We start from the raw sequence: 23,542 nt of genomic DNA on the forward strand, positions 1-23,542 counted from the left end.
GGATTACAGGTTTTCTATGAGATCAGTACCTCATCACCTGCATTCCGTGCCCAATATAATATCATTGTTGGTTTTCTTCCCGATCTGTCCGGATAAACTCCAGAAGTCGTTCCACCGCCTCTTCTTCAGGAATATTTTTCTCTACGCACACCTTACCTTTATAGAGACTGATTTTCCCCCGTCCTGCTCCTACATAGCCGTAGTCTGCATCTGCCATCTCACCGGGACCATTCACGATGCATCCCATGATACCGATCTTCAGTCCCTTCAAATGTGAAGTGGCTGCCTTGATACGGGCAATGGTCTTTTCCAAGTCGTAAAGTGTACGGCCGCAACCGGGACAAGATATATATTCCGTTTTGGAGGTACGGGTACGTCCAGCCTGCAAGATTCCGAAAGCAGTGGCATCGACCACGGCATGGCTCAAGTTGCCCTGATTGAACAGGAAGATGCCATCACAAAGACCGTCAAAAATCAAGGCTCCCATATCGGCTGCGGACTTTATCTGCAAATTCTCCGCATCATCTTCCGAATAATGCTGGAAGAAGACAACCGGATTTTGCAAACCTTCCGTCATTAGTTGATGAACCAGTGCACGGTGCTCACCCAAACGGTTCGGATGATTGCTTTGGGAAACCACCACCACTTCCGGATGATGTTTCAGGCAGGCTATCACTTCGTCCGTTTGTGCCATATAGGGCATAAACAGGAATTTAAGCTCCGCATTGCATTCTCCCATTAACGGCAACTGTGCATGATTGAATGCAGGCCAAGTTCCGTCTTCTCCCTGCCATACATCCGCATCAAGAATATATTCCACTCCGTCTTCCCGTTGATCGGGCAAAGCTCTTCCGGCATAAATATAGTCCGGTGTGAATTGCGGATTTACCTCTGTCTTCCCGTCCATGCGGTCGGCAATAACCACAGGCACATGTTCACCTCCGATATTACGGACAGCTTTTGTCTTGCGGCGTTCGGGAGACAAATAATTAAATTCCGGCGCTTCCAATCCCGGGATATAAGGATGGTCCTGCCTCAACAGAACATAATCCACCAATTTGCGGGCCACCGGGATTTCAGCTTCAGGAGCTTCACTCAAAGATACCCGAATGGTATCTCCCAATCCGTCACTCAACAATGCACCGATGCCAAGGGCAGACTTGATACGCCCATCCTCTCCGTCTCCGGCTTCTGTCACTCCGAGGTGTAACGGGAAAGCCATCCCTTCTTTCTCCATGACGTCTACCAACAGACGGACGGTTTTTACCATGACCACCGTATTGGAGGCCTTGATGGAAATCACCACATCTGTGAAGTTTTCCTCTACACAGATACGGAGAAACTCCATGCAGGACTCCACCATTCCTGCGGGGGTATCGCCATAACGGGACATGATACGGTCGGACAGAGAGCCATGATTTACTCCGATCCGGATAGCCGTGTGATTCTCTTTACAGATATTCAGGAACGGGACAAACCGGTTATGGATTTTCTGTATTTCCTGCGCATACTCCTCGTCTGTATATTCCAGTTTCTTAAAAGTACGCGCAGCATCTACATAATTTCCCGGATTGATTCGCACCTTTTCCGCATATTGAGCAGCCACGTCCGCCACTTTCGGATTGAAATGCACATCGGCAACCAACGGAACCATATATCCCTGGCTACGCAGTCCGATATTAATGTTCATCAGGTTCTCGGCTTCTTTGATGCCCTGGGTTGTGAGGCGGACATACTCTCCACCTGCATCAACAATACGTTTCGCCTGTTCCACACAAGCCTGTGTATCCTGCGTAGACGTGTTTGTCATTGACTGGACACGAATAGAATTGGGGCCGCCCAACGGCACAGCCCCAATATTTACTTCTGTGGTTTCTCTTCGAAAATAATTGAATAGATCAACCATTTTAATTTACGATTTAACGATTTACGATTAAAAGCACTTTGGGTATAACAAATATGCAGACAATAAACGATTCGCGAAGATATTTCAATCGTAAATCGTAAATTGTCAAATCGTAAATCACATTAGTTTGTTTTATATTCAAACTTCACTTCTTTCAGTTCTTCGTTTGCTTTTACGATTTTCTTTTTCAGTCCTTCCTTGTAAGCAGCAAAAGCTTCTGCCAGTTTCTCATCGCTCAATGCCAGCATCTGGATGGCAAGGATAGCGGCATTCATCGCTCCGTTAATGGCAACCGTTGCTACAGGAATGCCCGGAGGCATCTGAATGATAGAATAAAGTGCGTCCACACCATCGAGCACGGAACCTTTTACAGGTACTCCGATCACCGGCAATGTAGTATTAGCCGCAATCACACCGGGAAGGGCGGCAGCCATTCCGGCAGCAGCGATAATTACTTTAATGCCACGGTTGCGGGCATTCTTCGCAAACTCTTCCACAGCCTCTGGCGTGCGGTGAGCAGAAAGAGCGTTCATTTCGAACGGTACATGCATATCATTCAGTAGCTGTGCAGCCTTCTCCATAACAGGAAGGTCGGACGTGCTGCCCATGATAATACTTACAATTGGAGTCATTTCAATTTACTATTTTACAATTTACTATTTACAATTTAAGTACGGTAAGAATTATCCGTTTACCACAGCTTTATAGGCTTCGGCATCCAGCAAATCTTCTACCGCTTTTACATCGGCCGGTTTCACTTTAATCAGCCAACCTTCGCCATAGGGATCTTTATTTACCAGTTCCGGGTTTTCTTCCAATGCTTCATTTTGTTCGAGCACCTCACCTGCTACAGGCAGGAAAAGATCGGAAATAGTTTTCACTACTTCAATCGTTCCGAAAGTTTCACCGGCTTCCAACGTTTCACCAACAGTCGGGATATCTACGAACACAATATCGCCCAATTGTTCCTGTGCATAATCGGTGATACCAACGTATGCAATGTCTCCTTCAACGCGAATCCATTCGTGTTCGTTCGTGTACTTCAAATTCTGTGGAAAATTCATAATGATTAGTTTTTAGGATTTATACTGTTTTAAAATAAAAATACTCGAAATAAGATGTTACTCACCGGATGAAGTACCAAAAGGGCACATATCAGACCGACAGCAAAACCGGAAAGAACCTCACCCAGCGTGTGATGCCCCAACACAATGCGCGCAGAACCTAATATACCGGCAATCAAAATAAACAGGCATAGCCATGCGACCGGATTGTAACCGAACAAGGCGCTGAAAGAGATCAATCCCCCGATCACTCCGCCCATTCCTGCCATGTGTTCGCTCAACTTCCATTTCAGGTTTACCGCAATGCAAATGATGGACACTACCAGAGAAGCAAGAATGATACCGGTCATATACCACGGGAGATTCAGCTTGCGCATCATCAGCAGGCAGAACACATACGAGATGATGGTCAGCAGGATAGGCACATAACGTTTCTTACGTTCACTCAACTCCTGACGGGCGAATCCATTGATTTTACGAAACAGGAAAATGGTAATAGTAGGTGTCAGTATGGTGAAGCAGTAAACGATTCCCAACACTATCAACTTATATTGTATCGGCATGATACGAAGATAAGAAAACAGGAATAACACCAGAAACGATAAAAACGGAATAGAAAATGGAGTAAAGACCATCGAAGTGACTCTCGCCACCTGCAACATCGTCTTATCCGCTATGATATGTTCTCTCTCTCTGTCCATCAGCACTAATACTTAATACTTTATACTTAATACTTAAAAAACTCTCATTTCCGCAGTCGTGCTACGGGGATATTCAGCTGTTGACGGTATTTGGCTACTGTCCTGCGGGCAATGGGATACCCTTTCTCCTTCAATATATCCGCCAATTCATCATCGGTCAGGGGTTTCTTCTTGTCCTCGCCTTCAATACACTCTTTCAGAATCTTACGAATCTCACGGACAGACATCTCTTCGCCATCCTCTGTAGTATATCCGTCGCTGAAAAAGTATTTGAGCGGATAGATACCGTAATTCGTCTGTACATATTTACTGTTACTCACACGGGAGATGGTCGAAATATCCAATCCCGTACGTTCCGCCACGTCTTTCAGAATCATCGGCTTCAACAGCGATTCATCTCCTTCCAAAAAGAAAGGACGTTGCAGGTCGATAATCGCCTGCATGGTAGTCATCAAGGTATTCTGACGCTGACGGACAGCATCGATAAATCCTTGTGCCGCATCCATTTTCTGTTTCAGAAACATCATCGCTTCTTTAGATTCCTTAGACTGGTTGGCCCTGTTTTTTGTATGCTCCTCCACCATTTCCGTGAAATCACGACTCATACGGAGTTCGGGAACATTGCGGTTATTGAGGCTTACATTGATGGTTCCGTCATCATACGTTTCCACCATAAAGTCGGGAACTATTTGTTGGAGATTCCTGCCGATTGCTTCTCCCAAAGAAGCACCCGGACGTGGATTCAGTTTGGTTATTTCAGTAATGGCTTCCCGGAAAGTCTCTTCATCAATATCCAGTTTCTTTATAATCTTCTCCCAATGTTTACGGGTGAATTCTTCGTAACATTCTCTGATAATCCTTTCTTCCAGATTCAAGATAGGACTGGGAGTTTTCTCTTCTTCTTTTTTCCGGCAAATCTGTATCAACAGACATTCCTGAAGACTACGCGCACCGATACCTGCCGGATCGAAGTCCTGTAAGATGCTCAATGCTTCTTCCAGTTCCTCCTCGGTCGATTCGATACCGGCATAAATCGCCAGTTCGTCGCAGATACTTTCCAAAGATTTGCGAAGCAATCCGTCATCATCCAATGAACCGATCAGATATTCCACCAAGTCACACTGGTGCTCTGTCAGGTTGCGTTCACGCAACTGTTCTTTCAGGATTTCATAAAAAGAGGTGGAGTCGGAAAATGGAATATCCTCCGCCTGTTCATCTTTCGAACGGTTGTTCTCTTGCAATTTATAATCGGGAATATCGTCTTCTGTCAGATAGTCACTCAAAGAATCATAGTCGTTGGCATCGCTATCCATGCCATCCTCTGCATTGTCGGTATCAGAATATTCATCATCCGTAGCATTCTCTTCTTTACCTTCTTCAAGTGCCGGATTTTCAAGCAGTTCAGCATGGATACGGTCTTCCAGCTCTACTGCGGGAAGCTCCAACAGTTTCACGACCAGAATCTGCTGGGGCGAGAGCGTCTGTACCTGCTGTTGCGCCTGAGATTGTATTTGACGGGAACCTTGTGCCATATTCGTTTTTGCTTTCTACTGTTTCTCGCTACAAAAGTAACTTTTTAACGAGAGATTACACAGATTAGGGAGATAATTTTTAATCCTATAACACAAAATTCGTTATCTTTGTTGCACGAACTTAAAAACTAGGACCATATGTTTGCCAAAGAAACGTATATGCAGCGGAGAGCCCTGCTGAAAAAGAACTTAGGCTCCGGAGTGTTGTTATTTCTCGGAAATGACGAGTGCGGACTGAATTACGAAGATAACACGTTCCGTTATCGTCAGGATTCCACTTTCCTTTATTATTTCGGACTTTCATGTGCCGGACTTTCGGCTATTATCGATATAGATGAAGACAAAGAAATCATCTTTGGTGATGAGTTGTCTATCGACGCAATCGTATGGATGGGGTCACAACCGACATTGCACGAAAAATGCGAACGTGTAGGCGTAAAAAATCTGATGCCGTCTGCTGACATTGTAAGCTATCTCCATCAGTGTGTGCAGAAAGGGAAAGCAGTTCACTATCTGCCTCCTTACCGTCCTGAACATAAGCTGAAGCTGATGGACTGGCTGGGTATTCCTCCCGCACATCAGGAAGGTTCTGTTCCATTCATCCGTGCCGTGATCGCTCAACGCAACTATAAATCTGCAGAAGAAATCGCAGAGATAGAAAAGGCTTGCGATGTTACTGCCGATATGCATATTACAGCCATGAAGGTACTTCGTCCGGGTATGTATGAATATGAAGTGGTAGCTGAAATGAACCGGGTGGCCGAATCTAACAACTGCCAACTTTCATTCGCCACCATCGCCACTATCAACGGGCAGACTCTGCACAACCATTATCACGGAAATAAAGTGAGGCCGGGTGATTTGTTCTTAATCGACGCCGGTGCAGAAGTTGAATCCGGTTATGCGGGTGATATGTCGTCTACCATTCCTGCCGATAAGAAGTTCACCACCCGTCAGCGTGAAGTATACGAAATTCAGAATGCGATGCACCTGGAATCTGTAAAAGCTCTCCGCCCGGGTATTCCTTATATGGACGTATACGAACTGTCGGCCCGCGTCATGGTGGATGGCATAAAGACGCTCGGATTGATGAAAGGAAATACCGAGGATGCTGTACGCGAAGGTGCCCATGCGTTGTTCTATCCACACGGATTAGGTCACATGATGGGATTGGATGTACATGATATGGAGAATCTGGGAGAGATATGGGTAGGTTACAACGGCCAGCCGAAGAGCACACAGTTCGGTCGCAAATCGCAACGCCTCGCCATCCCATTGGAGCCGGGATTTGTACATACCGTAGAACCGGGTATTTACTTTATTCCTGAATTGATCGATATGTGGAAAGCAGAAAAGAAGTTCACTGATTTCATTAACTATGATGTAGTGGAAACTTATAAAAACTTCGGTGGTATCCGCAATGAAGAAGATTATCTGATTACAGAAACCGGTGCCCGCCGATTAGGCAAAAAGATTCCATTGACACCGGAAGAGGTGGAAGCCTTAAGATAAAAGGTTCCATCCTGATAAAAGAAGAACCTTTCTTCTGTTCAATAGCGGAAGCTTTTCATCCGGGTGAAAAACTTCCGCTATTTTTGTCAGAGTACCAAATAGTCCATCTAAAATCACATTTTTTCTACCCTCCTTTTCCCGAATCTTGCGTAATATTGCAACAGAATTAAAACAACTTACTATTTCAAATCCATAAAAACAATGAATAACACCATGAAGAGACTACTTTTATCCGTATGGCTATTGTCACTAACTTTGTTATCCGCCGTAGCCGAAAACTACCCTTATAGAAGTGACGTTCTTTGGGTCACAGTTCCCAACCATGCCGACTGGCTCTATCAAACAGGAGAAAAAGCAACTGTAGAAGTACAATTCTATAAATATGGTATACCCAGGGATAACGTAACCGTCACCTATGAAATAGGGGGAGACATGATGCCTAACGCTGACACCAAAGGGAGTGTGACTTTGAAAAACGGCAAAGCCGTAATTCCTCTCGGCACAATGAAAGAACCCGGATTCCGTGATTGCCGGCTGAAAGCGACCGTAGATGGAAAGACTTACTCACATCATGTAAAAGTCGGTTTTTCGCCGGAAAAGCTTCTTCCATATACTACCATGCCTTCGGATTTCAATGAATTCTGGGAAAAAGCAAAAGCGGAACAAAAAGAATTTCCTCTAACGTACACCAAAGAGCATGTAGAAAAATACTCAACCGATAAAATAGATTGTTATCTCGTAAAATTGCAATTGAACAAACGCGGGCAATGCGTCTACGGATATTTGTTCTATCCCAAGAAAGAGGGCAAATTTCCGGTTGTATTATGCCCTCCGGGAGCAGGAATCAAAACAATCAAAGAACCACTGCGACACAAATATTATGCAGAGCAAGGCTGCATCCGTTTTGAGATGGAGATACACGGCCTTCATCCGGAAATGAGTGACGAAGCATTCAAAGAAATCAGCAATGCTTTTAATGGCAGAGAGAACGGCTACTTAACCAATGGACTCGACAGCCGCGACAATTATTATATGAAACGGGTATATCTGGCCTGTGTACGCGCTATTGATTTCCTGACTTCCCTACCTGAATGGGATGGTAAAAACGTAATAGCACAAGGAGGTAGCCAGGGAGGAGCCTTGGCATTAATCACTGCCGGACTGGATCAACGGGTGACAGCCTGTGTCGCCAATCATCCTGCATTAAGTGACATGGCAGGCTATAAAGCCGGACGTGCCGGCGGATATCCTCATTTCTTCAGGAATTCGGTAGATATGGATACTCCTGAAAAAATAAAGACAATGGCCTATTATGATGTTGTGAACTTTGCGAAATTAATCAAAGCAGATACCTATATGACATGGGGATTCAACGATGATGTATGTCCTCCGACAACCAGCTACATCGTATACAATGTACTAGACTGTCCGAAAGAAGCACTGATTACTCCCATTAATGAGCATTGGACTTCCAACGATACCGAGTATGGACATCTGCTTTGGATAAAGAAGCATTTAAAGTGAAGTTTTAATCATTCCATCTGGATGCGGGCAATTCTTTCTTCCCGTACCATTTCTTCCAGGCATACGCTTTTCTCTTCCTGAGATAAAGCGTATCGCCACTATGCTTTATCGCCTCCCAATTAAAGATAGAATGAGGACGGAGGATCTTTTCAAACCAATAAAGTATGTGATAAGTCACGAATGGCAACACCATCCACCACCATGAAAACAGGATTGATAAAATAAGTGCTGGTATCAGGGTTAAAGAACAACATTCCCAATACTGTCTGGCATGAATCCGTAGTTCCATTTCTTCCCAGACTTCCAGATATTTATAGCGGGTAAAGAAAAACCAGCCTAACATAAAATAGTGTTTCTTCCCTTTTCCTAAGAACCACTTCGCTAAAAGACTATTATAAAAAATCATATTCACATTTTTTTTGTTGCATGTAGTCCCTTCTTAACAGCAAAAGCAATCAAAAGTTCAATATTTTAAAGTTTTGTATAACAACCATAACATTCTTTCCCTAAATATCACTCAAATATTGTTTATTTTTGTGTTCCTTTGCTTCACTACAACAAAAGGTTTATTTGTATTTTCTGCAAAGGAAATACAAATCACGAATATATCCTAATTTTTCTACTTAATATTTAAAGCTGCTTCCTCCTAAAAATTCACGCAACAAAGAAGTAGGCGGAATTTCCTTATCCTGCACCGGAATAAAATATTTGATAAACTTCAGTAACCGGTAGGCCTCACAATATTCAGGACAGTTTCGCGGGACACCCATCAGAATAGGTTCGGCATGCAAACGAAGTACGGCAAATTCAAAGAGTAGTGCTGAATTAAACATTACATCAGCATTCTCCTGATAAGGAAATATCCATTTATCTTCACCGGCACGCACACTAGGCCAACGTGATATGGTTTCACGTGCAGAGTATCCCCGATAATTAAAGTCGCGGATAATGCGGCGCAACAAACGGTTGTCGGTAGTCGGAATCCAGTTATGATCATCCAACGAAATAGTGGTCAATGCTGAAACGTAAATCTTGAATTTCCGTTCAGCCGGTATATGCGGTGTCAGTTCCGGATTTAGGGCATGAATACCTTCCAGAATCAGAATTGTATTATCTTCTATTTTCAGTTTATCCCCTTTATATTCCTTTTTGCCTAGAGAGAAATTAAAACGGGGCAGTTCCACCTCTTCGCCACGGAGAAGCGCCTGCAACTGTTGATTAAACAATTCCAGATCGAGCGCATAAAGTGATTCATAATCATAGTTTCCGTTTTCATCCAAAGGGGTTTCTTCACGGTCTACAAAATAATTATCCAAAGAGATCGGGAATGGCTTCAATCCATTTGTCATCAGCTGAATAGAAAGCCGTTTGCTGAAAGTTGTCTTTCCCGAAGAAGACGGTCCGGCAATCAAGACCAGTTTTACCCGGTTACCATTTTCGCCACGATGGAAAATAGTATCGGCTATCTGCGCTATCTTTTTTCTCTTGCAATGCTTCCGCAACATTAATCAAGTCAGTGGCATGTCCTTCCTCACAGGCAAGATTAAAATCTCCGGCATTATTAAGTCCCATGATATAACTCCAGTTCAGATATTCCTTAAAGACATCCAGCATTTTCTCCTGTTTCACGACCTCTTCGAGCATATCCGGATTTTCCCGGCTCGGAATCCGGAGCAGCAGCCCGTCATAATACTTCACAATATCGAATAATTTAAGATATCCGGTGCTGGGCAGCAGATTACCATAATAATAATCAACAGTATCACCCAACGTATAATAATAGGTATAAAGGGAACCGGAAGTTTCCAATAACCTCACTTTATCATTCATCCCCCGCTCACTGAAAACCCGTACTGCCTCTGCCGTATGACATTCAATGCGGTGATAAGGAATATTTTCCGCAATGATCTCCTGCATCCGTTGCTTGATACGCTTCACATCCTCAAGTTCAATAGGGCGCCCAATCCGCAAATTACAGAAATAGCCTTTTGACACAGGATGTTCCACAAACAATTTTCCCTCGGGAAACAATTCCGTGACAGCTTTAAACAAGACAAAACAAAGCGAACGGACATAAGTACGCATACCGGACTGATCTCTCACATCCAGAAACTCTACATCCTTATTGTTATATACTCTGAAATTAAGTCCCTCGGAGCGATTATTGACCTTGGCACTCACTACTTGATAAGGAAAATTAAGATTAAAACCGTAATAAATATCCAAAAGTGAGCTTCCGATAGGGAATTCTTTAGAAATATTGTTATTTTTGCAACATATTTGTAACATCTGTTTCATCGAGTTCGTTAAAAGGTGAATAATTTGGTACTAATATACTTATAATCAGATAGAGAACAAATAACCATTAAAAATATTATAGATGGAATATTCTTTTTATGATTTTTTAAAGCTCATAGGCTCATTAGGACTCTTCCTCTACGGAATGAAAATCATGAGCGAGGGCTTACAAAAGGTCGCGGGTGATAGATTGCGAAGTATTCTAACGGCAATGACCACCAACCGGGTAACAGGAGTTCTAACAGGAGTGTTAATCACGGCCCTTATCCAGTCTTCTTCAGCAACGACGGTAATGGTCGTCAGTTTCGTTAACGCCGGACTACTCACACTCGCCGAATCCATCAGCGTCATTATGGGTGCCAATATCGGTACTACCGTAACCGCCTGGATCATTTCAATTTTCGGATTTAAGGTTGATATGGCTGCCTTTGCCCTTCCTCTCCTGGCCATCGCCCTTCCATTTATCTTCTCCGGTAAAAGTAACCGCAAATCCATCGGTGAATTCATTTTTGGTTTTTCTTTCCTTTTCATGGGGCTTTCTTATCTGAAATCAAATGCACCCGACCTGAATGCCAACCCGGAAATGCTTGCCTTCGTACAGAACTATACGGATATGGGATTTTTCTCCATCATTCTGTTCTTGCTTATCGGTACGATACTGACGATGATTGTGCAAGCCTCCGCAGCCACCATGGCAATCACATTAATTATGTGTGCCAACGGATGGATCAGCCTGGAACTGGGAGCGGCACTCGTATTGGGAGAAAACATCGGAACTACTATCACGGCCAATCTTGCCGCACTTACAGCCAACACACAGGCTAAGCGGGCAGCATTGGCCCATTTTGTTTTTAATGTGTTCGGCGTTATCTGGGTATTGATTGTCTTCCATCCTTTCATGGAACTGGTAAACTGGGTAGTAGATACTTTTTTCCAAAGCAATAATCCGGAAGTTGCCATCTCCTACAAATTGTCGGCTTTCCACTCAATCTTCAACATCTGTAACGTTTGTATACTGATATGGGCTGTGAAACTGATTGAGCGTACCGTATGTGCTTTAATTCATCCGAAAGAAGAAGACGAAGAACCCCGCCTGCGATTTATCACCGGCGGTATGCTTTCCACTGCCGAACTTTCTATCCTTCAGGCACGCAAGGAAATCCATCTTTTCGCAGAACGTACACACCGGATGTTCGGCATGGTGCAGGATCTGTTGCATACGGAAAAGGATGACGATTTTAATAAATTGTTCAGCCGGATAGAGAAATATGAAAATATCAGTGACAATATGGAACTTGAAATAGCCAACTACCTGAATCAGGTGTCCGAAGGCCGTTTGAGTTCTGAAAGTAAGCTACAAATACGTGCTATGTTGCGTGAAGTGACAGAAATCGAAAGCATCGGCGATAGCTGCTATAACCTGGCACGTACCATCAACCGGAAACGCCAGACTAATCTGGACTTTACCGAAAAACAATACGAACATATCCACTTCATGATGAAACTGACTAACGATGCACTTGCTCAAATGATTGTGGTGGTAGAGAAACCGGAACATCAAAGCATCGACATTAACAAATCCTTCAATCTTGAAAACGAAATCAATAACTACCGCAACCAATTGAAGAATCAAAATATTCTGGATGTGAACAACAAAGAATATGATTATCAAATGGGAGTTTACTACATGGATATCATCGCCGAATGTGAAAAACTTGGTGACTATGTGGTGAATGTAGTGGAAGCCAGCAGTGATGTGAAAGAGAAAAAAGCTTCTTAATAGATAAAATAAAGAAAATAAAAGGAGAATCAAGTATGTATTGATACAACTGATTCTCCTTTTTATTTATAGCATTATCTTTTATAAATTAATTGTATATGTATGATTCAGCCAAGCGCCAAAATAACGTAGATTCCGGAACAGTAGTTGTACGAAGCACTTTTGCAGTCCCGTCTTCCGAGGTCGGATTGATATTGGCAAATATATTCCACCCTTTATTAAAAGAACAATTATTATAATAATACGATTTGTCACTGCCTGTCAACGTAAAAGGACGGTCGGCATACTGATACCCCACCAGTGTAGCTTTTCCGGCAGAAGACTCTTTACCGGACCAGTTAGAAATAGCAATCCGTCCCACTCTCTTACCGCCATTAAAAACAAAGAAATCCCCTAGGGTCGCCACAAGAGCATCCGCATCATCCGAGGTCCCGGTCCAGTAACCGCCCATGCCATTACGCCGGTCTACCGCCTGAAGCTTTTCCGAAGGAAAACTCGTGGGAAGTATCATCACAATCTGTCCGTCCTTATAAGGAAATTCAAGAGTCTCAATCACTTGCCAATCCGCCCCCGTCACTTTCACCTCAACCCGGTCGAATGTAAAATCCGCAGGTATATTCTGTATATCTTTCACTATGATCGTGCTATAATCCGGAACATCCGGAGCAGGAGGCTGTTCTTCATTTTCATCATCACTACAACCAGCCATCAGAAGGCCGCATATTAATAACAGAGAGAGAGATAAAAAACATCTCAGATCGGTCATAACAGTTGCTTTATTATACATAACTTCCGATTTTTGCGTCAAAGATATTACATTTATAATCAGCAGAATAATTTCCAGCCATAAAAATAAAAAAATGACCGGGCATATATTCATACACCCAGTCATTCTCCTCTTAATAATTCTCTCTCTTGGTTTTATCCTTCGTACGGTTCAAAGTCTTCTTTTCCGACTCCACATAATGGACAAGTCCAATCATCAGGAATATCTTCAAATGCTGTTCCTGGCTCAATTCCGCTTTCCGGATCTCCTTGTTCGGGGTCGTAAATATATTCACAGACCGTGCAAATGTACTTTTTCATAACGTTCGTATTTTTAATTGGTTTTCTAAATAATATAACACAAACAGCAAGATATTTGTTCAACACTATTTCCAAACTAAAGAAAAAAACTATCTTTGTATCCATATTATCAAGCTAAAACAACAATATCATACTATGCTTATAGCACTATTGTCTACTTTAATAGTTTTATGCGCAGTCCTACTAATCAGTTTTTTATGGGAGCGTAGAAAATGCCTGCGGATGCAACAACGATTGTTCCGTGAATCCAGAAAGTTGGAACGCACCAGCCATATCGCCGGTGCCATCTTAAAGAATGTACACGCCTTTATCCTATTAATAGATAATGACTTTAAAGTTCTGAAAACCAACTATTACCAAAAAACCGGAACAAAAAAAGGAACAGAAGAAAAAAGAGTGGGCGACCTGTTGCAATGTCGCAATGCATTAGCAGCCGAGGGAGGTTGCGGCACACATAGCTTCTGCGGTTCTTGTCCGATACGTACCGCCATACGCCAAGCTTTCGAACAGAGACGAAACTTCACGGATCTGGAAGCCACTTTATCCGTAGTTACGTCTGATAATACTACCGTAGAATGTGATGCTGTCATATCCGGTTCTTACTTCCTCCTTAACGAAGAAGAGAATATGGTAATCACCGTACACGATGTTACCCGGCGGAAACAAGCTGAAAAGGAACTGCTACTAGCCAAGGAAAAAGCAGAAAAAGCTGATATTTCAAAATCTGCCTTCTTAGCCAACATGAGCCATGAAATCCGTACCCCTCTCAATGCTATTACCGGATTTGCAGAGGTATTAGGCTGTGCAACTACAGAAGAGGAGAAAGCTCAATATCAGGAAATCATAAAAATGAATGCCGACCTCCTGATGCAACTGGTCAACGACATACTCGATATGTCAAAAATCGAAGCCGGAACATTGGAATTTGTGCAGGCAACAGTCGACGTCAATCTGTTACTCTCAGATTTACAACAACTTTTTCAAATGAGAGTTGATGACGTCGGAGGAAAGATACAAATTATAGCAGAGCCGTCTCGCTCTTCCTGCATGATTCAAACAGACCGGAACCGGGTGGCACAAGTGCTTTCCAACTTTGCCGGCAACGCCATTAAGTTCACCCATGAAGGTAGTATCCGCCTCGGCTATGAAGCCAGAGACACCGAACTTTACTTTTATGTCAAGGATACCGGAGCCGGAATTCCGGCAGAGAAATTACCGGATGTATTCGAGCGCTTCGTGAAACTGAACAAAGATAAGAAGGGAGCGGGACTGGGACTTTCCATTTCTCAAACCATTGTCGCCAAACTTGGCGGGCAAATCGGGGCGGATTCCGTAGAGGGCAAAGGCTCCACATTCTGGTTTACAATCCCTTATCGGTCATGCGGTAAACCACGCTAACATATTCGACTTCATAAAAAGTTTTAATTAAACATTCTATCACAATTATATGTTGTATTTTTGCAGTTCAAATTAAACGCATGTATCTGCATGAGTACAAATAAAAATGACTATTATCATTTAGGACTTACGGATAACGAAGTCCTACAAAGCAGGGAGAAAAATGGTATTAACCTGTTAACGCCCCCCAAGCGTCCTTCTCTCTGGAAGCTCTATCTGGAAAAATTTGAAGACCCGGTTGTGCGTGTGTTATTAGTGGCAGCCGCTTTCTCGTTAATCATCTCCATCATCGAAAACGAATATGCTGAAACGATCGGAATCATAGCCGCTATCTTACTGGCTACCGGAATCGGTTTCTTTTTCGAATATGATGCCAGCAAGAAATTTGACTTGCTGAATGCAGTCAATGAAGAAACATTGGTAAAAGTGATCCGGAACGGACGTGTACAGGAAATCCCTCGTAAAGACATAGTGGTAGGTGATATTGTGATTCTGGAAACAGGTGAAGAAATTCCCGCTGATGGAGAGTTACTGGAAGCTATCTCTCTGCAAGTGAATGAATCCAATCTGACCGGAGAACCTGTTATCAATAAAACCACTGTAGAAACGGATTTTGATGAAGAAGCGACTTATGCTTCTAATCTGGTGATGCGTGGTACTACAGTAGTGGATGGTCATGGAACCATGCGTGTGCTGCATGTGGGTGATGCTACTGAAATCGGGAAAGTAGCCCGGCAGAGCACAGAGGACAACCTCGAGCCCACCCCGTTGAACATACAGTTGACCAAACTTGCAAATCTGATCGGAAAGATCGGTTTTACCGTTGCCGGTCTTGCTTTTCTCATATTCTTTGTCAAGGATGTATTGTTATTTTTTGATTTCGGTTCGCTGAACGGGTGGCATGAGTGGCTTCCGGTTTTCGAACGGACACTGAAATATTTTATGATGGCAGTTACACTGATTGTAGTAGCTGTGCCTGAAGGATTGCCAATGAGTGTCACGCTTAGTCTGGCATTGAATATGCGCCGTATGCTTTCCACCAACAACTTGGTGCGGAAAATGCACGCTTGCGAAACAATGGGAGCCATCACCGTGATTTGTACGGATAAAACCGGCACACTGACGCAAAATCTGATGCAAGTGCACGAACCCAATTTCTATGGTATCAAAAATGGCAGCGACTTGTCTGATGATGATATCAGCGCACTTATCGCAGAGGGAATCAGTGCTAATTCAACAGCTTTCCTTGAAGAATCAACCCATGGAGAGAAACCGAAAGGTGTAGGGAAATCCAACCGAAGTGGCTTTATTGCTCTGGCTTAACAAACAGGGAAGAGATTACCTGCAACTCCGCGAGCAAGCACATGTCCTCGATCAACTCACCTTCTCTACCGAACGGAAATTCATGGCAACTCTTGTTGAATCTCCCCTGATCGGCAAAAAAATACTTTATATAAAAGGAGCTCCTGAAATTGTTCTGGGCAAGTGTAAAGAAGTTGTTCTGGATGGACGGCGAGTGGATGCGGTAGAGTATCGTTCTACAGTGGAAGCACAACTGTTGAGCTATCAAAATATGGCTATGCGTACACTTGGATTTGCATTCAAGATTGTCGGAGAAAATGAGCCGAACGATTGCACGGAACTAGTTTCAGCCAACGACCTCAATTTCTTGGGAGTGGTTGCCATCTCCGACCCGATTCGTCCGGATGTGCCTGCTGCGGTTGCGAAATGCCAGTCTGCAGGTATCGGCATCAAGATCGTGACCGGTGACACTCCGGGAACTGCCACGGAAATCGCACGCCAGATCGGTCTCTGGAACCCCGAAACTGATACGGAACGAAATCGAATCACCGGTGTTGCATTTGCCGAATTGAGCGACGAAGAAGCACTGGACAGAGTGATGGACTTAAAAATCATGTCCCGCGCCCGCCCGACAGACAAACAGCGTCTGGTACAACTGCTTCAACAAAAAGGAGCTGTCGTAGCTGTGACCGGAGACGGAACGAATGATGCCCCGGCTTTAAATCATGCCCAAGTAGGCTTGTCAATGGGTACAGGTACTTCTGTAGCCAAAGAGGCCAGTGATATCACATTGCTCGATGACTCCTTCAACAGTATCGGAACCGCTGTTATGTGGGGACGTTCATTGTATAAGAATATCCAGCGTTTCATAGTTTTCCAGCTGACGATCAACTTTGTGGCATTGCTTATCGTTCTGCTAGGCTCCGTAATCGGTACGGAACTTCCGCTGACTGTAACACAGATGTTATGGGTGAACCTGATTATGGATACTTTTGCCGCTTTGGCTCTTGCCTCCATTCCACCCAGCGAAACTGTCATGCTTGAGAAACCCCGTCGCAGTACCGATTTTATTATCAGTAAGGCAATGAGATCTAATATAATAGGTGTGGGCTCTATCTTCCTCATCGTATTGCTCGGAATGATTTATTATTTCGACCACAGTACACAAGGAATGAATGTGCACAACCTGACCATTTTCTTCACCTTCTTTGTCATGCTGCAATTCTGGAATCTGTTCAATGCCCGTGTATTCGGCACTACCGATTCGGCATTCAAGGGACTTTCCAAATCGTATGGAATGGAACTTATTGTATTGGCTATTCTTGGCGGACAATTCCTCATCGTACAGTTCGGTGGAGCTGTATTCCGTACGGAACCGCTTGACTGGCAAACCTGGCTTCTTATTATAGGCGTTTCGTCCACGGTGTTATGGGTTGGAGAACTTATTCGCCTTGTTCAACGTATTATTCACAAAAAAAACAGAAATGAAAAGTAAAGGAATAAAAAACCTTCTTATTGATTTGGGTGGTGTACTTATCAATCTCGACCGCCAACGTTGCATTGAGCACTTTCAGAAGTTAGGGCTCCAAAACGTGGATGACTTGCTGGATATCCAGAATCAGGACGGAATCCTGATGCAACAAGAAAAAGGATTGATTACACCTGCCGAATTCCGTGACGGAGTTCGTAAAATGATAGGCAAAACAGTTAGCGACAAACAAATAGATGCAGCCTGGAATAGTTTTCTAGTAGATATACCCACACAAAAACTTGATTTATTATTAAAATTACGTGAGAAATATGTCGTCTACTTATTGAGCAATACTAACCAAATTCATTGGGAATGGACATGCGCTCATTTGTTTCCTTACCGCACCTTTAAGGTGGAAGATTATTTTGAAAAAACATACCTCTCTTTTGAAATGAAAATGGCCAAGCCCGAACCGGAGATCTTCAAGGCAATCATAGAGGATGCCGGAATCGAACCGCAAGAGACGCTCTTTATTGATGACTCTGAAATGAACTGTAAGACAGCCCAAAATTTAGGAATTTCCACCTATACAGCGAAAGCAGGCGAAGACTGGAGCCATCTTTTCAACCTTAAATAAATTTAGAGATATGCAGATTATACGTGACACATCGGCAATTACCCCGGAACCCTGCGTAGCTACTATCGGTTTCTTTGATGGGGTGCATGCAGGACATCGCTATCTGATTCAGCAAGTGAAGGAGATAGCCGCCGCGAAAGGTCTACGCTCTGCATTGGTTACTTTTCCCGTTCATCCCCGAAAAGTGATGAATGCGAAGTATCGTCCGGAACTGCTGACTACTCCCGAAGAAAAAATAAGCCTGCTTGCAGACATCGGGGTAGATTACTGCCTGATGCTTGACTTCACTCCTGAAATTTCCCGGCTCACTGCCCGGGAGTTTATGACACAGTTGCTAAAAGAGCGTTATCTGGTAAAATATCTGGTAATCGGCCATGACCATCGTTTCGGGCATAACCGCAGCGAAGGTTTCGAGGATTATGTACGTTATGGAAAAGAAATTGGCATAGAAGTAATTCGCGCCAAAGCGTATACCAGCAATATAGAAATAGGGGACGAGCCCAACATTCCGGTAAGCTCTTCCCTGATCCGTAAACTTCTTCATGAAGGAGAAGTTAGCCTGGCCGCCCATTGTCTGAAATATGAATATTTCCTCGACGGGATAGTAGTAGGCGGCTATCAGGTAGGCAGAAAAATAGGTTTCCCAACAGCCAATTTACGGGTGGATGATCCCGATAAACTGATTCCTGCCGATGGAGTATATGCCGTATGGGTGACATTTGACGGGAAAACGTATATGGGGATGCTGAATATAGGTGTCCGCCCGACGATAGACAATGGTCCGAACCGGACGATTGAGGTGAATATCCTCCACTTCCATTCCGACATATATGATAAATTCATCCGGCTTACTTTTGTAAAACGGACACGTCCCGAACTGAAATTCTCCAGTATCGACGAGTTAATAACACAGCTCCATAAGGATGCTGAAGAGACAGAAACAATTCTTAAAAAATAGATTCTTATGCAAAAGTCATTTATGAGTATCTCTTTGGTGGTAATAGCTATATCCATGTTAGCAATGTTTATCTATAGTTTCTTTACCACTAAATAAAAAACCATGAAAACGGCTATCAAATTAGTATTAATAGACCTTCTCATTGCGCAGATTGTTGCTCCAATCCTGATTATGATTCCTTGTACGATCTATTTGTTCGTCACCACGGGAAATCTGGATAAAGTCACTCTGACGCAAATGATTATGATTCCGGCACAGCTAACCGGTCAGATTATGATGGGTATTTATCTATGGAAAGCCGGTTATATCAGTAAAAAGAGGGCAACATGGTTACCAGTATCGGCCTCTTATCTGGTTTGCAGTGCCATCGCAATCCTCACTTGCGGGTTTGCAGTCTCCTCATTAATGAGCCTGCTGGATTGGATTCCTAATATCATGGAACAATCTTTCAACATTCTCCAATCCGGCTGGGGCGGTATTCTTGCAATAGCTATCGTAGGCCCCGTACTTGAAGAGTTATTGTTTCGCGGAGCCATCACCCACGCTTTACTTCAGCAATACAATCCGACTAAAGCAATTCTGATTTCCGCACTTCTGTTCGGTGTCTTTCATATAAATCCCGCCCAGATCCTTCCGGCATTTCTGATCGGTATCCTGTTGGCATGGACTTATTACAAAACAGGCAGTCTGATACCTTGTATACTCATGCATGTACTAAACAACTCATTGTCAGTCTATCTTAGTATCAAATATCCCGAAGCAGAAAATATGGACGACCTGATTAACGGTACCCCGTATCTCATCGTCCTATTCGGGTCAATCCTCCTGTTTATCGGTATCATACTGACCATGAATTTTCACCACAGAGGACTCAGAGGACACAAAGGTTTATACTGACAAGGGATATGTAGTAATCGCAAAATGTGTAATTCAAAAAAGACTCTGTGTACTCAGCGTCCTCTGTGGTGAATTTTATTTCTCTTTCGCTTTGAATGCTAATGCATACATTCGTATTTGTTTTACCATCGACAGCAAACCATTGCTACGCGTTGGCGATAGATGCTCTTTCAGTCCGATCTTGTCTATAAAATAAAGATCTGCATTCAAGATTTCATCAGGAGTATGTCCGGAAAGGACTTTAATCAACAAGGCAATAATTCCCTTTACAATCAAAGCATCGCTTTCTGCTTTAAAAACAATTTTACCATCTATATCATCCGCTTGAAGCCACACCCTGCTCTGGCATCCTTCAATCAAATTTTGTTCCGTCTTATATTTTTCTTCAAGTGGTTCCTGCTCATTTCCGAGATCAATAAGTAATTGATAACGGTCCATCCAATCGTCGAAGTCGCTGAATTCTGCAATCACTTCATCTTGTAGTTCATTAATTGACATTATAGTAATTATTTAATTAGACAATATACCAATGTGCGAATAACAGATGCCGTATTTAAAAACGGCACACCAGTATATCGACACCTTATTATATTATTTCTCGATTCTATTATTTCTCATTGTAAATCACTTCTAATACGGTCTGACCGACTGCTTTCAACGTATTCTTATCAATATGTTCCATATTGTCATTGACAGTATGCCATGTCGGGGTAAAGTCACCCTCCTGATTATATGGAATAATATCAATCGTTTTAATACGTGCCAGACGATTAATGAACAGATGGTCGTCTGTTACAAATCCTCCGTTTCCATCCATGAAAGTCTTTCCGTAACCCGCTTTTTTTGCCGCTTTCCAAACCTTCTTATTTATGTCCGGAGCAAATTCCTCCGAATATCCTTCTTTCATAAACACACTGCCTTCACCTCCTACCATATCAAGCAGGATACCAAAACGTGCATTATATCCTTGTACATGAGGATTACGTGCCCAATACTGCGATCCCAGACACCAGAACTCCTCCTTGTGCTGCCCCGTGTAAAACTGTGGCGCACCATAGTCTTCTGCATCCAATAGAATGATGTCAATTCCCAATTCCGGTTGTTGCTGATTGACCAGACGGGCTATTTCGAGCAAAGCTCCTACCCCACTGGCACCATCATTTGCACCCAGAATCGGAGTTTTATGGTTCTTCTCGTCAGAATCGTTATCCGCCCATGGACGTGTATCCCAATGTGCAAACAAAGCGATTCTCTTTTTACTTTCCGGCTTATAAGAACCGATAATGTTTCTCGCTTTCAACAACGTCCCGTCATAAGCAATCAAATCGGCATATTGGTTAGTCACTTGAGCACCGAAAGCCTCCAACTGACCGGCAAGGTAATTGCCACAGGTAACATGTTCTTTTGTATTAGGAACACGAGGTCCGAAATCTACCTGATTCTTTACATACAAATAAGCACTATCCGCATCAAATTGAGGTACATTCACGACAGTTTCTTCATTTTGTTCACTCGTACTATTTGCCTTGTTACCTCCACCGCAAGAGAATGCTGACAATAACAAAAAGGCACTCATTAATACTATCATAGTTTTCTTTTTCATCGTCCTTTTATCTATTAAAGCCTCAAAATTAGTCATTTTCACCACAGCATCGTTCAGATGGAATGGATTATTAACATATAAACTTCAGTTCCACATTTTTCTTTCCCACCACAAGCTCTACTTTTGCACCGTTGATAAGCGGGAGATTATGAGTCACATGCCCCACCGGGAAATTGAAACAGACGGGATAATCATACTCTTTTACTAAATCTGCCAAAGCAGCATACAGTTCCTTGCCCAGTGAACAGTCTTCTTCATATTCCGTAAATTGACCGATAATCAATCCGGACAGTTTTTCAAGTACGCCTCCTAGTTTCAAATTATACATCATACGCTCGATAGCATGCGGACGTTCGCTAACATCTTCAATAAACAGTATAGTCCCTTCCGCCGGAATATCATAAGGAGTCCCACGCAAACCGTAGGCTACCGCCATATTACCGCCATGCAAAACACCTTGTGCAGTTCCCTGCTTGTTCAATTTATGCTTCTCGCACGTGTAAGAAGGAATATTTCCCAATAAAATATCCTTCAGATAGTTTGCACAAAGATCATCTTCGGGTTCCACCGTAAGATGACGGGCCATCAATGAATGAAGGGACGCATATCCATTTTTCTGAAACAGATTGTGCAAGGCGGTTATATCGCTAAACCCCAGTAACCATTTCGGATGCTCACGAAAGGCCGTAAAATCAATTTTATCGATCAAATGTACCGCCCCATACCCTCCACGGCTACAAAGAATAGCTTTCACTTTAGGGTCGTCCATCGCATCCTGCAAATCTTTCAGCCGCTGCTTGATTGTCCCGGCATATCTTCCGGATGAACTTCCGGCATGTTTTCCTATAGCCACTTTCAAGCCCCATGATTCCATCCGTTTCTTGGCTCCTTTCAGGAATTGTTGGTCTATCTTACTCGAAGGTGATACAATAACCACTTTATCACCATTCTGCAAAAAGGGAGGAAATTGAATATCCATATATGTTCTTATTTTATTGACTTTCGTTGATAAAAACGTACCCAGTCCACTTCCATTTCTACCGGAAGATCCTTGGGAGAGACTGCTCCCACCCACGAGCCTCCCAACTGCATATCAATCAGCAGATAAAATGGCTGATTAAAAGGGAATTGTCCCTCTTCTTGCGTTTGTATGCGGGGGTAAGTAAACGTATGCACATCATTGACATAAAATGAAAGACTGTCAGGATACATTTCGACTGCAAAAATATTGTAGCGGTCGGGGTGAATCACTCCCGTAGAATGTGATACCGGGTGATCCTTGATTCCCAGCGTATAAGTGTAATGGGAATGAACGGTCTGATAAGCAATAGAATCATTATTCAAACGTTCCATGATATCAATCTCACCACCGGATGGCCATGCCGCTCCTTCAGGCAGCATCCAGATGGCAGGCCATGCTCCTCCCGCCGCATTCAGCTTGGCACAAATCTCAATACGCCCGTTCGCAAAAGCCTTTTTACCTTTCGTATAAACACCACCTGTCAAATAAGGGGCAGTGTCATTGGGTTGGGTATGATTGACAATACCTCTCAACACCAGTTTGCCTTTACGCATGGCATAACAGGAATCAAAGTCCGTCATATAGTTATTCCAGTCTGACTTTCCTCGTGGAATCTTGCTCCAGACCTGTGAATCAAAGTTCTTTTTCTGATTAAAGTTCTCTTCCCAGATCAAAGACCAACCGGAAGATATCTTGCTGCTTTTACAGGAAACAAGCGTCCAACAAAGGAAAATTAAGCTAAGAAATAATAGATTTTTAAACTGTTTCATGGTACTTTTATTTTATTGGGGGATTTATTTGCAAAAATACAGGAAAAAACGGTTCCATGCACATCCAACGGCCAAAACAAAT

General features: G+C 43.1%; 19 protein-coding genes and 2 pseudogenes. 8 read left to right on the top strand and 13 right to left on the bottom strand.

The features are described from left to right. Positions 1-61 precede the first annotated feature (61 nt). The 5 genes from NXX38_RS02825 to rpoN form a co-directional block, all read right to left on the bottom strand. Positions 62-1,906 carry a 4-hydroxy-3-methylbut-2-en-1-yl diphosphate synthase gene (locus NXX38_RS02825; RefSeq protein WP_217722363.1) on the bottom strand — a complete coding sequence of 615 codons (1,845 nt, stop codon included), beginning with the start codon at positions 1,904-1,906 and terminating at the stop codon, positions 62-64. 122 nt (positions 1,907-2,028) lie between these two features. Then, a complete protein-coding gene (gene purE, locus NXX38_RS02830; RefSeq protein ID WP_004296231.1) occupies positions 2,029-2,538 on the bottom strand; it encodes a 5-(carboxyamino)imidazole ribonucleotide mutase in 510 nt (169 codons plus the stop codon). A gap of 51 nt (positions 2,539-2,589) precedes the next feature. Continuing rightward, positions 2,590-2,970: a glycine cleavage system protein GcvH gene (gene gcvH, locus NXX38_RS02835; RefSeq protein ID WP_074636444.1), complete on the bottom strand. Its 381-nt coding sequence runs from the start codon at positions 2,968-2,970 to the stop codon at positions 2,590-2,592. Between the two features lie 29 nt (positions 2,971-2,999). Continuing rightward, positions 3,000-3,671, bottom strand: a complete 672-nt coding sequence (locus NXX38_RS02840) for a phosphatase PAP2 family protein (RefSeq protein WP_074636447.1) — start codon at positions 3,669-3,671, stop codon at positions 3,000-3,002. A 44-nt stretch (positions 3,672-3,715) separates the two neighbouring features. Then, positions 3,716-5,203 (bottom strand): RNA polymerase factor sigma-54, encoded by a 1,488-nt coding sequence (gene rpoN / locus NXX38_RS02845; protein WP_074636450.1) that lies wholly within the window; start codon positions 5,201-5,203, stop codon positions 3,716-3,718. Between the two features lie 138 nt (positions 5,204-5,341). Between rpoN and NXX38_RS02850 the strand changes: the two genes are divergently transcribed. Both NXX38_RS02850 and NXX38_RS02855 read left to right on the top strand, forming a co-directional pair. Continuing rightward, a complete protein-coding gene (locus NXX38_RS02850; protein WP_258978576.1) occupies positions 5,342-6,715 on the top strand; it encodes an aminopeptidase P family protein in 1,374 nt (457 codons plus the stop codon). Positions 6,716-6,928: 213 nt separating this feature from the next. Next, entirely contained in the window at positions 6,929-8,239 is a 1,311-nt protein-coding gene (locus NXX38_RS02855) for an acetylxylan esterase (RefSeq protein ID WP_167511886.1), read from the top strand. Between the two features lie 4 nt (positions 8,240-8,243). On the opposite strand, the gene NXX38_RS02860 is transcribed toward NXX38_RS02855, so the two are convergent. Both NXX38_RS02860 and NXX38_RS02865 read right to left on the bottom strand, forming a co-directional pair. Continuing rightward, entirely contained in the window at positions 8,244-8,645 is a 402-nt protein-coding gene (locus tag NXX38_RS02860) for a hypothetical protein (protein ID WP_258978578.1), read from the bottom strand. 217 nt (positions 8,646-8,862) lie between these two features. After that, positions 8,863-10,537, bottom strand: a pseudogene (locus NXX38_RS02865) (nucleoside kinase). Positions 10,538-10,619: 82 nt separating this feature from the next. Here NXX38_RS02865 and NXX38_RS02870 point away from each other — a divergent pair. Continuing rightward, complete coding sequence (locus tag NXX38_RS02870; RefSeq protein ID WP_074636458.1) at positions 10,620-12,317, top strand: Na/Pi cotransporter family protein; 1,698 nt, start codon at positions 10,620-10,622, stop codon at positions 12,315-12,317. Positions 12,318-12,405: 88 nt separating this feature from the next. Here NXX38_RS02870 and NXX38_RS02875 read toward each other — a convergent pair whose 3' ends face one another. Both NXX38_RS02875 and rd read right to left on the bottom strand, forming a co-directional pair. Then, a complete protein-coding gene (locus tag NXX38_RS02875) occupies positions 12,406-13,104 on the bottom strand; it encodes a hypothetical protein (RefSeq protein WP_309569410.1) in 699 nt (232 codons plus the stop codon). Positions 13,105-13,238: 134 nt separating this feature from the next. Next, positions 13,239-13,403 carry a rubredoxin gene (rd, locus tag NXX38_RS02880; protein WP_004306971.1) on the bottom strand — a complete coding sequence of 55 codons (165 nt, stop codon included), beginning with the start codon at positions 13,401-13,403 and terminating at the stop codon, positions 13,239-13,241. Between the two features lie 222 nt (positions 13,404-13,625). On the opposite strand from rd, the gene NXX38_RS02885 reads away from it, so the two are divergent. The 5 genes and pseudogenes from NXX38_RS02885 to NXX38_RS02905 all read left to right on the top strand — a co-directional run bounded on the left by NXX38_RS02885 (position 13,626) and on the right by NXX38_RS02905 (position 20,066). Next, positions 13,626-14,801 (top strand): HAMP domain-containing sensor histidine kinase, encoded by a 1,176-nt coding sequence (locus tag NXX38_RS02885; RefSeq protein WP_258978580.1) that lies wholly within the window; start codon positions 13,626-13,628, stop codon positions 14,799-14,801. A gap of 90 nt (positions 14,802-14,891) precedes the next feature. After that, positions 14,892-17,598, top strand: a pseudogene (locus tag NXX38_RS02890) (calcium-translocating P-type ATPase, PMCA-type). Further along, positions 17,588-18,211 (top strand): HAD family phosphatase, encoded by a 624-nt coding sequence (locus NXX38_RS02895; RefSeq protein ID WP_258978581.1) that lies wholly within the window; start codon positions 17,588-17,590, stop codon positions 18,209-18,211. Before NXX38_RS02890 ends, NXX38_RS02895 begins: the two are co-directional and overlap by 11 nt. A gap of 10 nt (positions 18,212-18,221) precedes the next feature. Next, positions 18,222-19,169 carry a riboflavin biosynthesis protein RibF gene (gene ribF, locus NXX38_RS02900; RefSeq protein ID WP_258978582.1) on the top strand — a complete coding sequence of 316 codons (948 nt, stop codon included), beginning with the start codon at positions 18,222-18,224 and terminating at the stop codon, positions 19,167-19,169. Between the two features lie 102 nt (positions 19,170-19,271). Continuing rightward, the gene (locus NXX38_RS02905) at positions 19,272-20,066 is read left to right on the top strand and encodes a CPBP family intramembrane glutamic endopeptidase (RefSeq protein WP_258978583.1); all 795 of its coding nucleotides are present in this window, start codon (positions 19,272-19,274) and stop codon (positions 20,064-20,066) included. A gap of 75 nt (positions 20,067-20,141) precedes the next feature. Here the strand turns inward: NXX38_RS02905 and NXX38_RS02910 are convergent, their stop codons facing one another. From NXX38_RS02910 to NXX38_RS02925, 4 genes are all read right to left on the bottom strand, one after another. Further along, positions 20,142-20,564, bottom strand: coding sequence for a SufE family protein (locus NXX38_RS02910; protein ID WP_217722357.1), 423 nt, complete (start codon positions 20,562-20,564; stop codon positions 20,142-20,144). Positions 20,565-20,673: 109 nt separating this feature from the next. Beyond that, positions 20,674-21,669, bottom strand: coding sequence for a M28 family peptidase (locus NXX38_RS02915; RefSeq protein ID WP_258978584.1), 996 nt, complete (start codon positions 21,667-21,669; stop codon positions 20,674-20,676). Positions 21,670-21,739: 70 nt separating this feature from the next. Further along, positions 21,740-22,648, bottom strand: coding sequence for an LD-carboxypeptidase (locus NXX38_RS02920; protein WP_195357894.1), 909 nt, complete (start codon positions 22,646-22,648; stop codon positions 21,740-21,742). An 8-nt stretch (positions 22,649-22,656) separates the two neighbouring features. After that, positions 22,657-23,460 carry a glycoside hydrolase family 16 protein gene (locus NXX38_RS02925; protein WP_148367059.1) on the bottom strand — a complete coding sequence of 268 codons (804 nt, stop codon included), beginning with the start codon at positions 23,458-23,460 and terminating at the stop codon, positions 22,657-22,659. Positions 23,461-23,542 lie beyond the last annotated feature (82 nt).

Source organism: Bacteroides sp. BFG-637 (assembly GCF_024793605.1).
In the GTDB taxonomy this organism is placed as follows: Bacteria; Bacteroidota; Bacteroidia; order Bacteroidales; family Bacteroidaceae; genus Bacteroides; species Bacteroides vicugnae.

Coding starts and splice junctions, on each gene's coding strand:
- NXX38_RS02915 (WP_258978584.1), bottom strand. CDS start 21,669: ATGAAAAAGAAAACTATGATAGTATTAATGAGTGCCTTTTTGTTATTG.
- NXX38_RS02905 (WP_258978583.1), top strand. CDS start 19,272: ATGAAAACGGCTATCAAATTAGTATTAATAGACCTTCTCATTGCGCAG.
- NXX38_RS02920 (WP_195357894.1), bottom strand. CDS start 22,648: ATGGATATTCAATTTCCTCCCTTTTTGCAGAATGGTGATAAAGTGGTT.
- purE (WP_004296231.1), bottom strand. CDS start 2,538: ATGACTCCAATTGTAAGTATTATCATGGGCAGCACGTCCGACCTTCCT.
- NXX38_RS02885 (WP_258978580.1), top strand. CDS start 13,626: ATGCAACAACGATTGTTCCGTGAATCCAGAAAGTTGGAACGCACCAGC.
- ribF (WP_258978582.1), top strand. CDS start 18,222: ATGCAGATTATACGTGACACATCGGCAATTACCCCGGAACCCTGCGTA.
- NXX38_RS02825 (WP_217722363.1), bottom strand. CDS start 1,906: ATGGTTGATCTATTCAATTATTTTCGAAGAGAAACCACAGAAGTAAAT.
- rd (WP_004306971.1), bottom strand. CDS start 13,403: ATGAAAAAGTACATTTGCACGGTCTGTGAATATATTTACGACCCCGAA.
- rpoN (WP_074636450.1), bottom strand. CDS start 5,203: ATGGCACAAGGTTCCCGTCAAATACAATCTCAGGCGCAACAGCAGGTA.
- NXX38_RS02875 (WP_309569410.1), bottom strand. CDS start 13,104: ATGTATAATAAAGCAACTGTTATGACCGATCTGAGATGTTTTTTATCT.
- NXX38_RS02895 (WP_258978581.1), top strand. CDS start 17,588: ATGAAAAGTAAAGGAATAAAAAACCTTCTTATTGATTTGGGTGGTGTA.
- NXX38_RS02910 (WP_217722357.1), bottom strand. CDS start 20,564: ATGTCAATTAATGAACTACAAGATGAAGTGATTGCAGAATTCAGCGAC.
- NXX38_RS02925 (WP_148367059.1), bottom strand. CDS start 23,460: ATGAAACAGTTTAAAAATCTATTATTTCTTAGCTTAATTTTCCTTTGT.
- gcvH (WP_074636444.1), bottom strand. CDS start 2,970: ATGAATTTTCCACAGAATTTGAAGTACACGAACGAACACGAATGGATT.
- NXX38_RS02850 (WP_258978576.1), top strand. CDS start 5,342: ATGTTTGCCAAAGAAACGTATATGCAGCGGAGAGCCCTGCTGAAAAAG.
- NXX38_RS02870 (WP_074636458.1), top strand. CDS start 10,620: ATGGAATATTCTTTTTATGATTTTTTAAAGCTCATAGGCTCATTAGGA.
- NXX38_RS02840 (WP_074636447.1), bottom strand. CDS start 3,671: ATGGACAGAGAGAGAGAACATATCATAGCGGATAAGACGATGTTGCAG.
- NXX38_RS02860 (WP_258978578.1), bottom strand. CDS start 8,645: ATGATTTTTTATAATAGTCTTTTAGCGAAGTGGTTCTTAGGAAAAGGG.
- NXX38_RS02855 (WP_167511886.1), top strand. CDS start 6,929: ATGAAGAGACTACTTTTATCCGTATGGCTATTGTCACTAACTTTGTTA.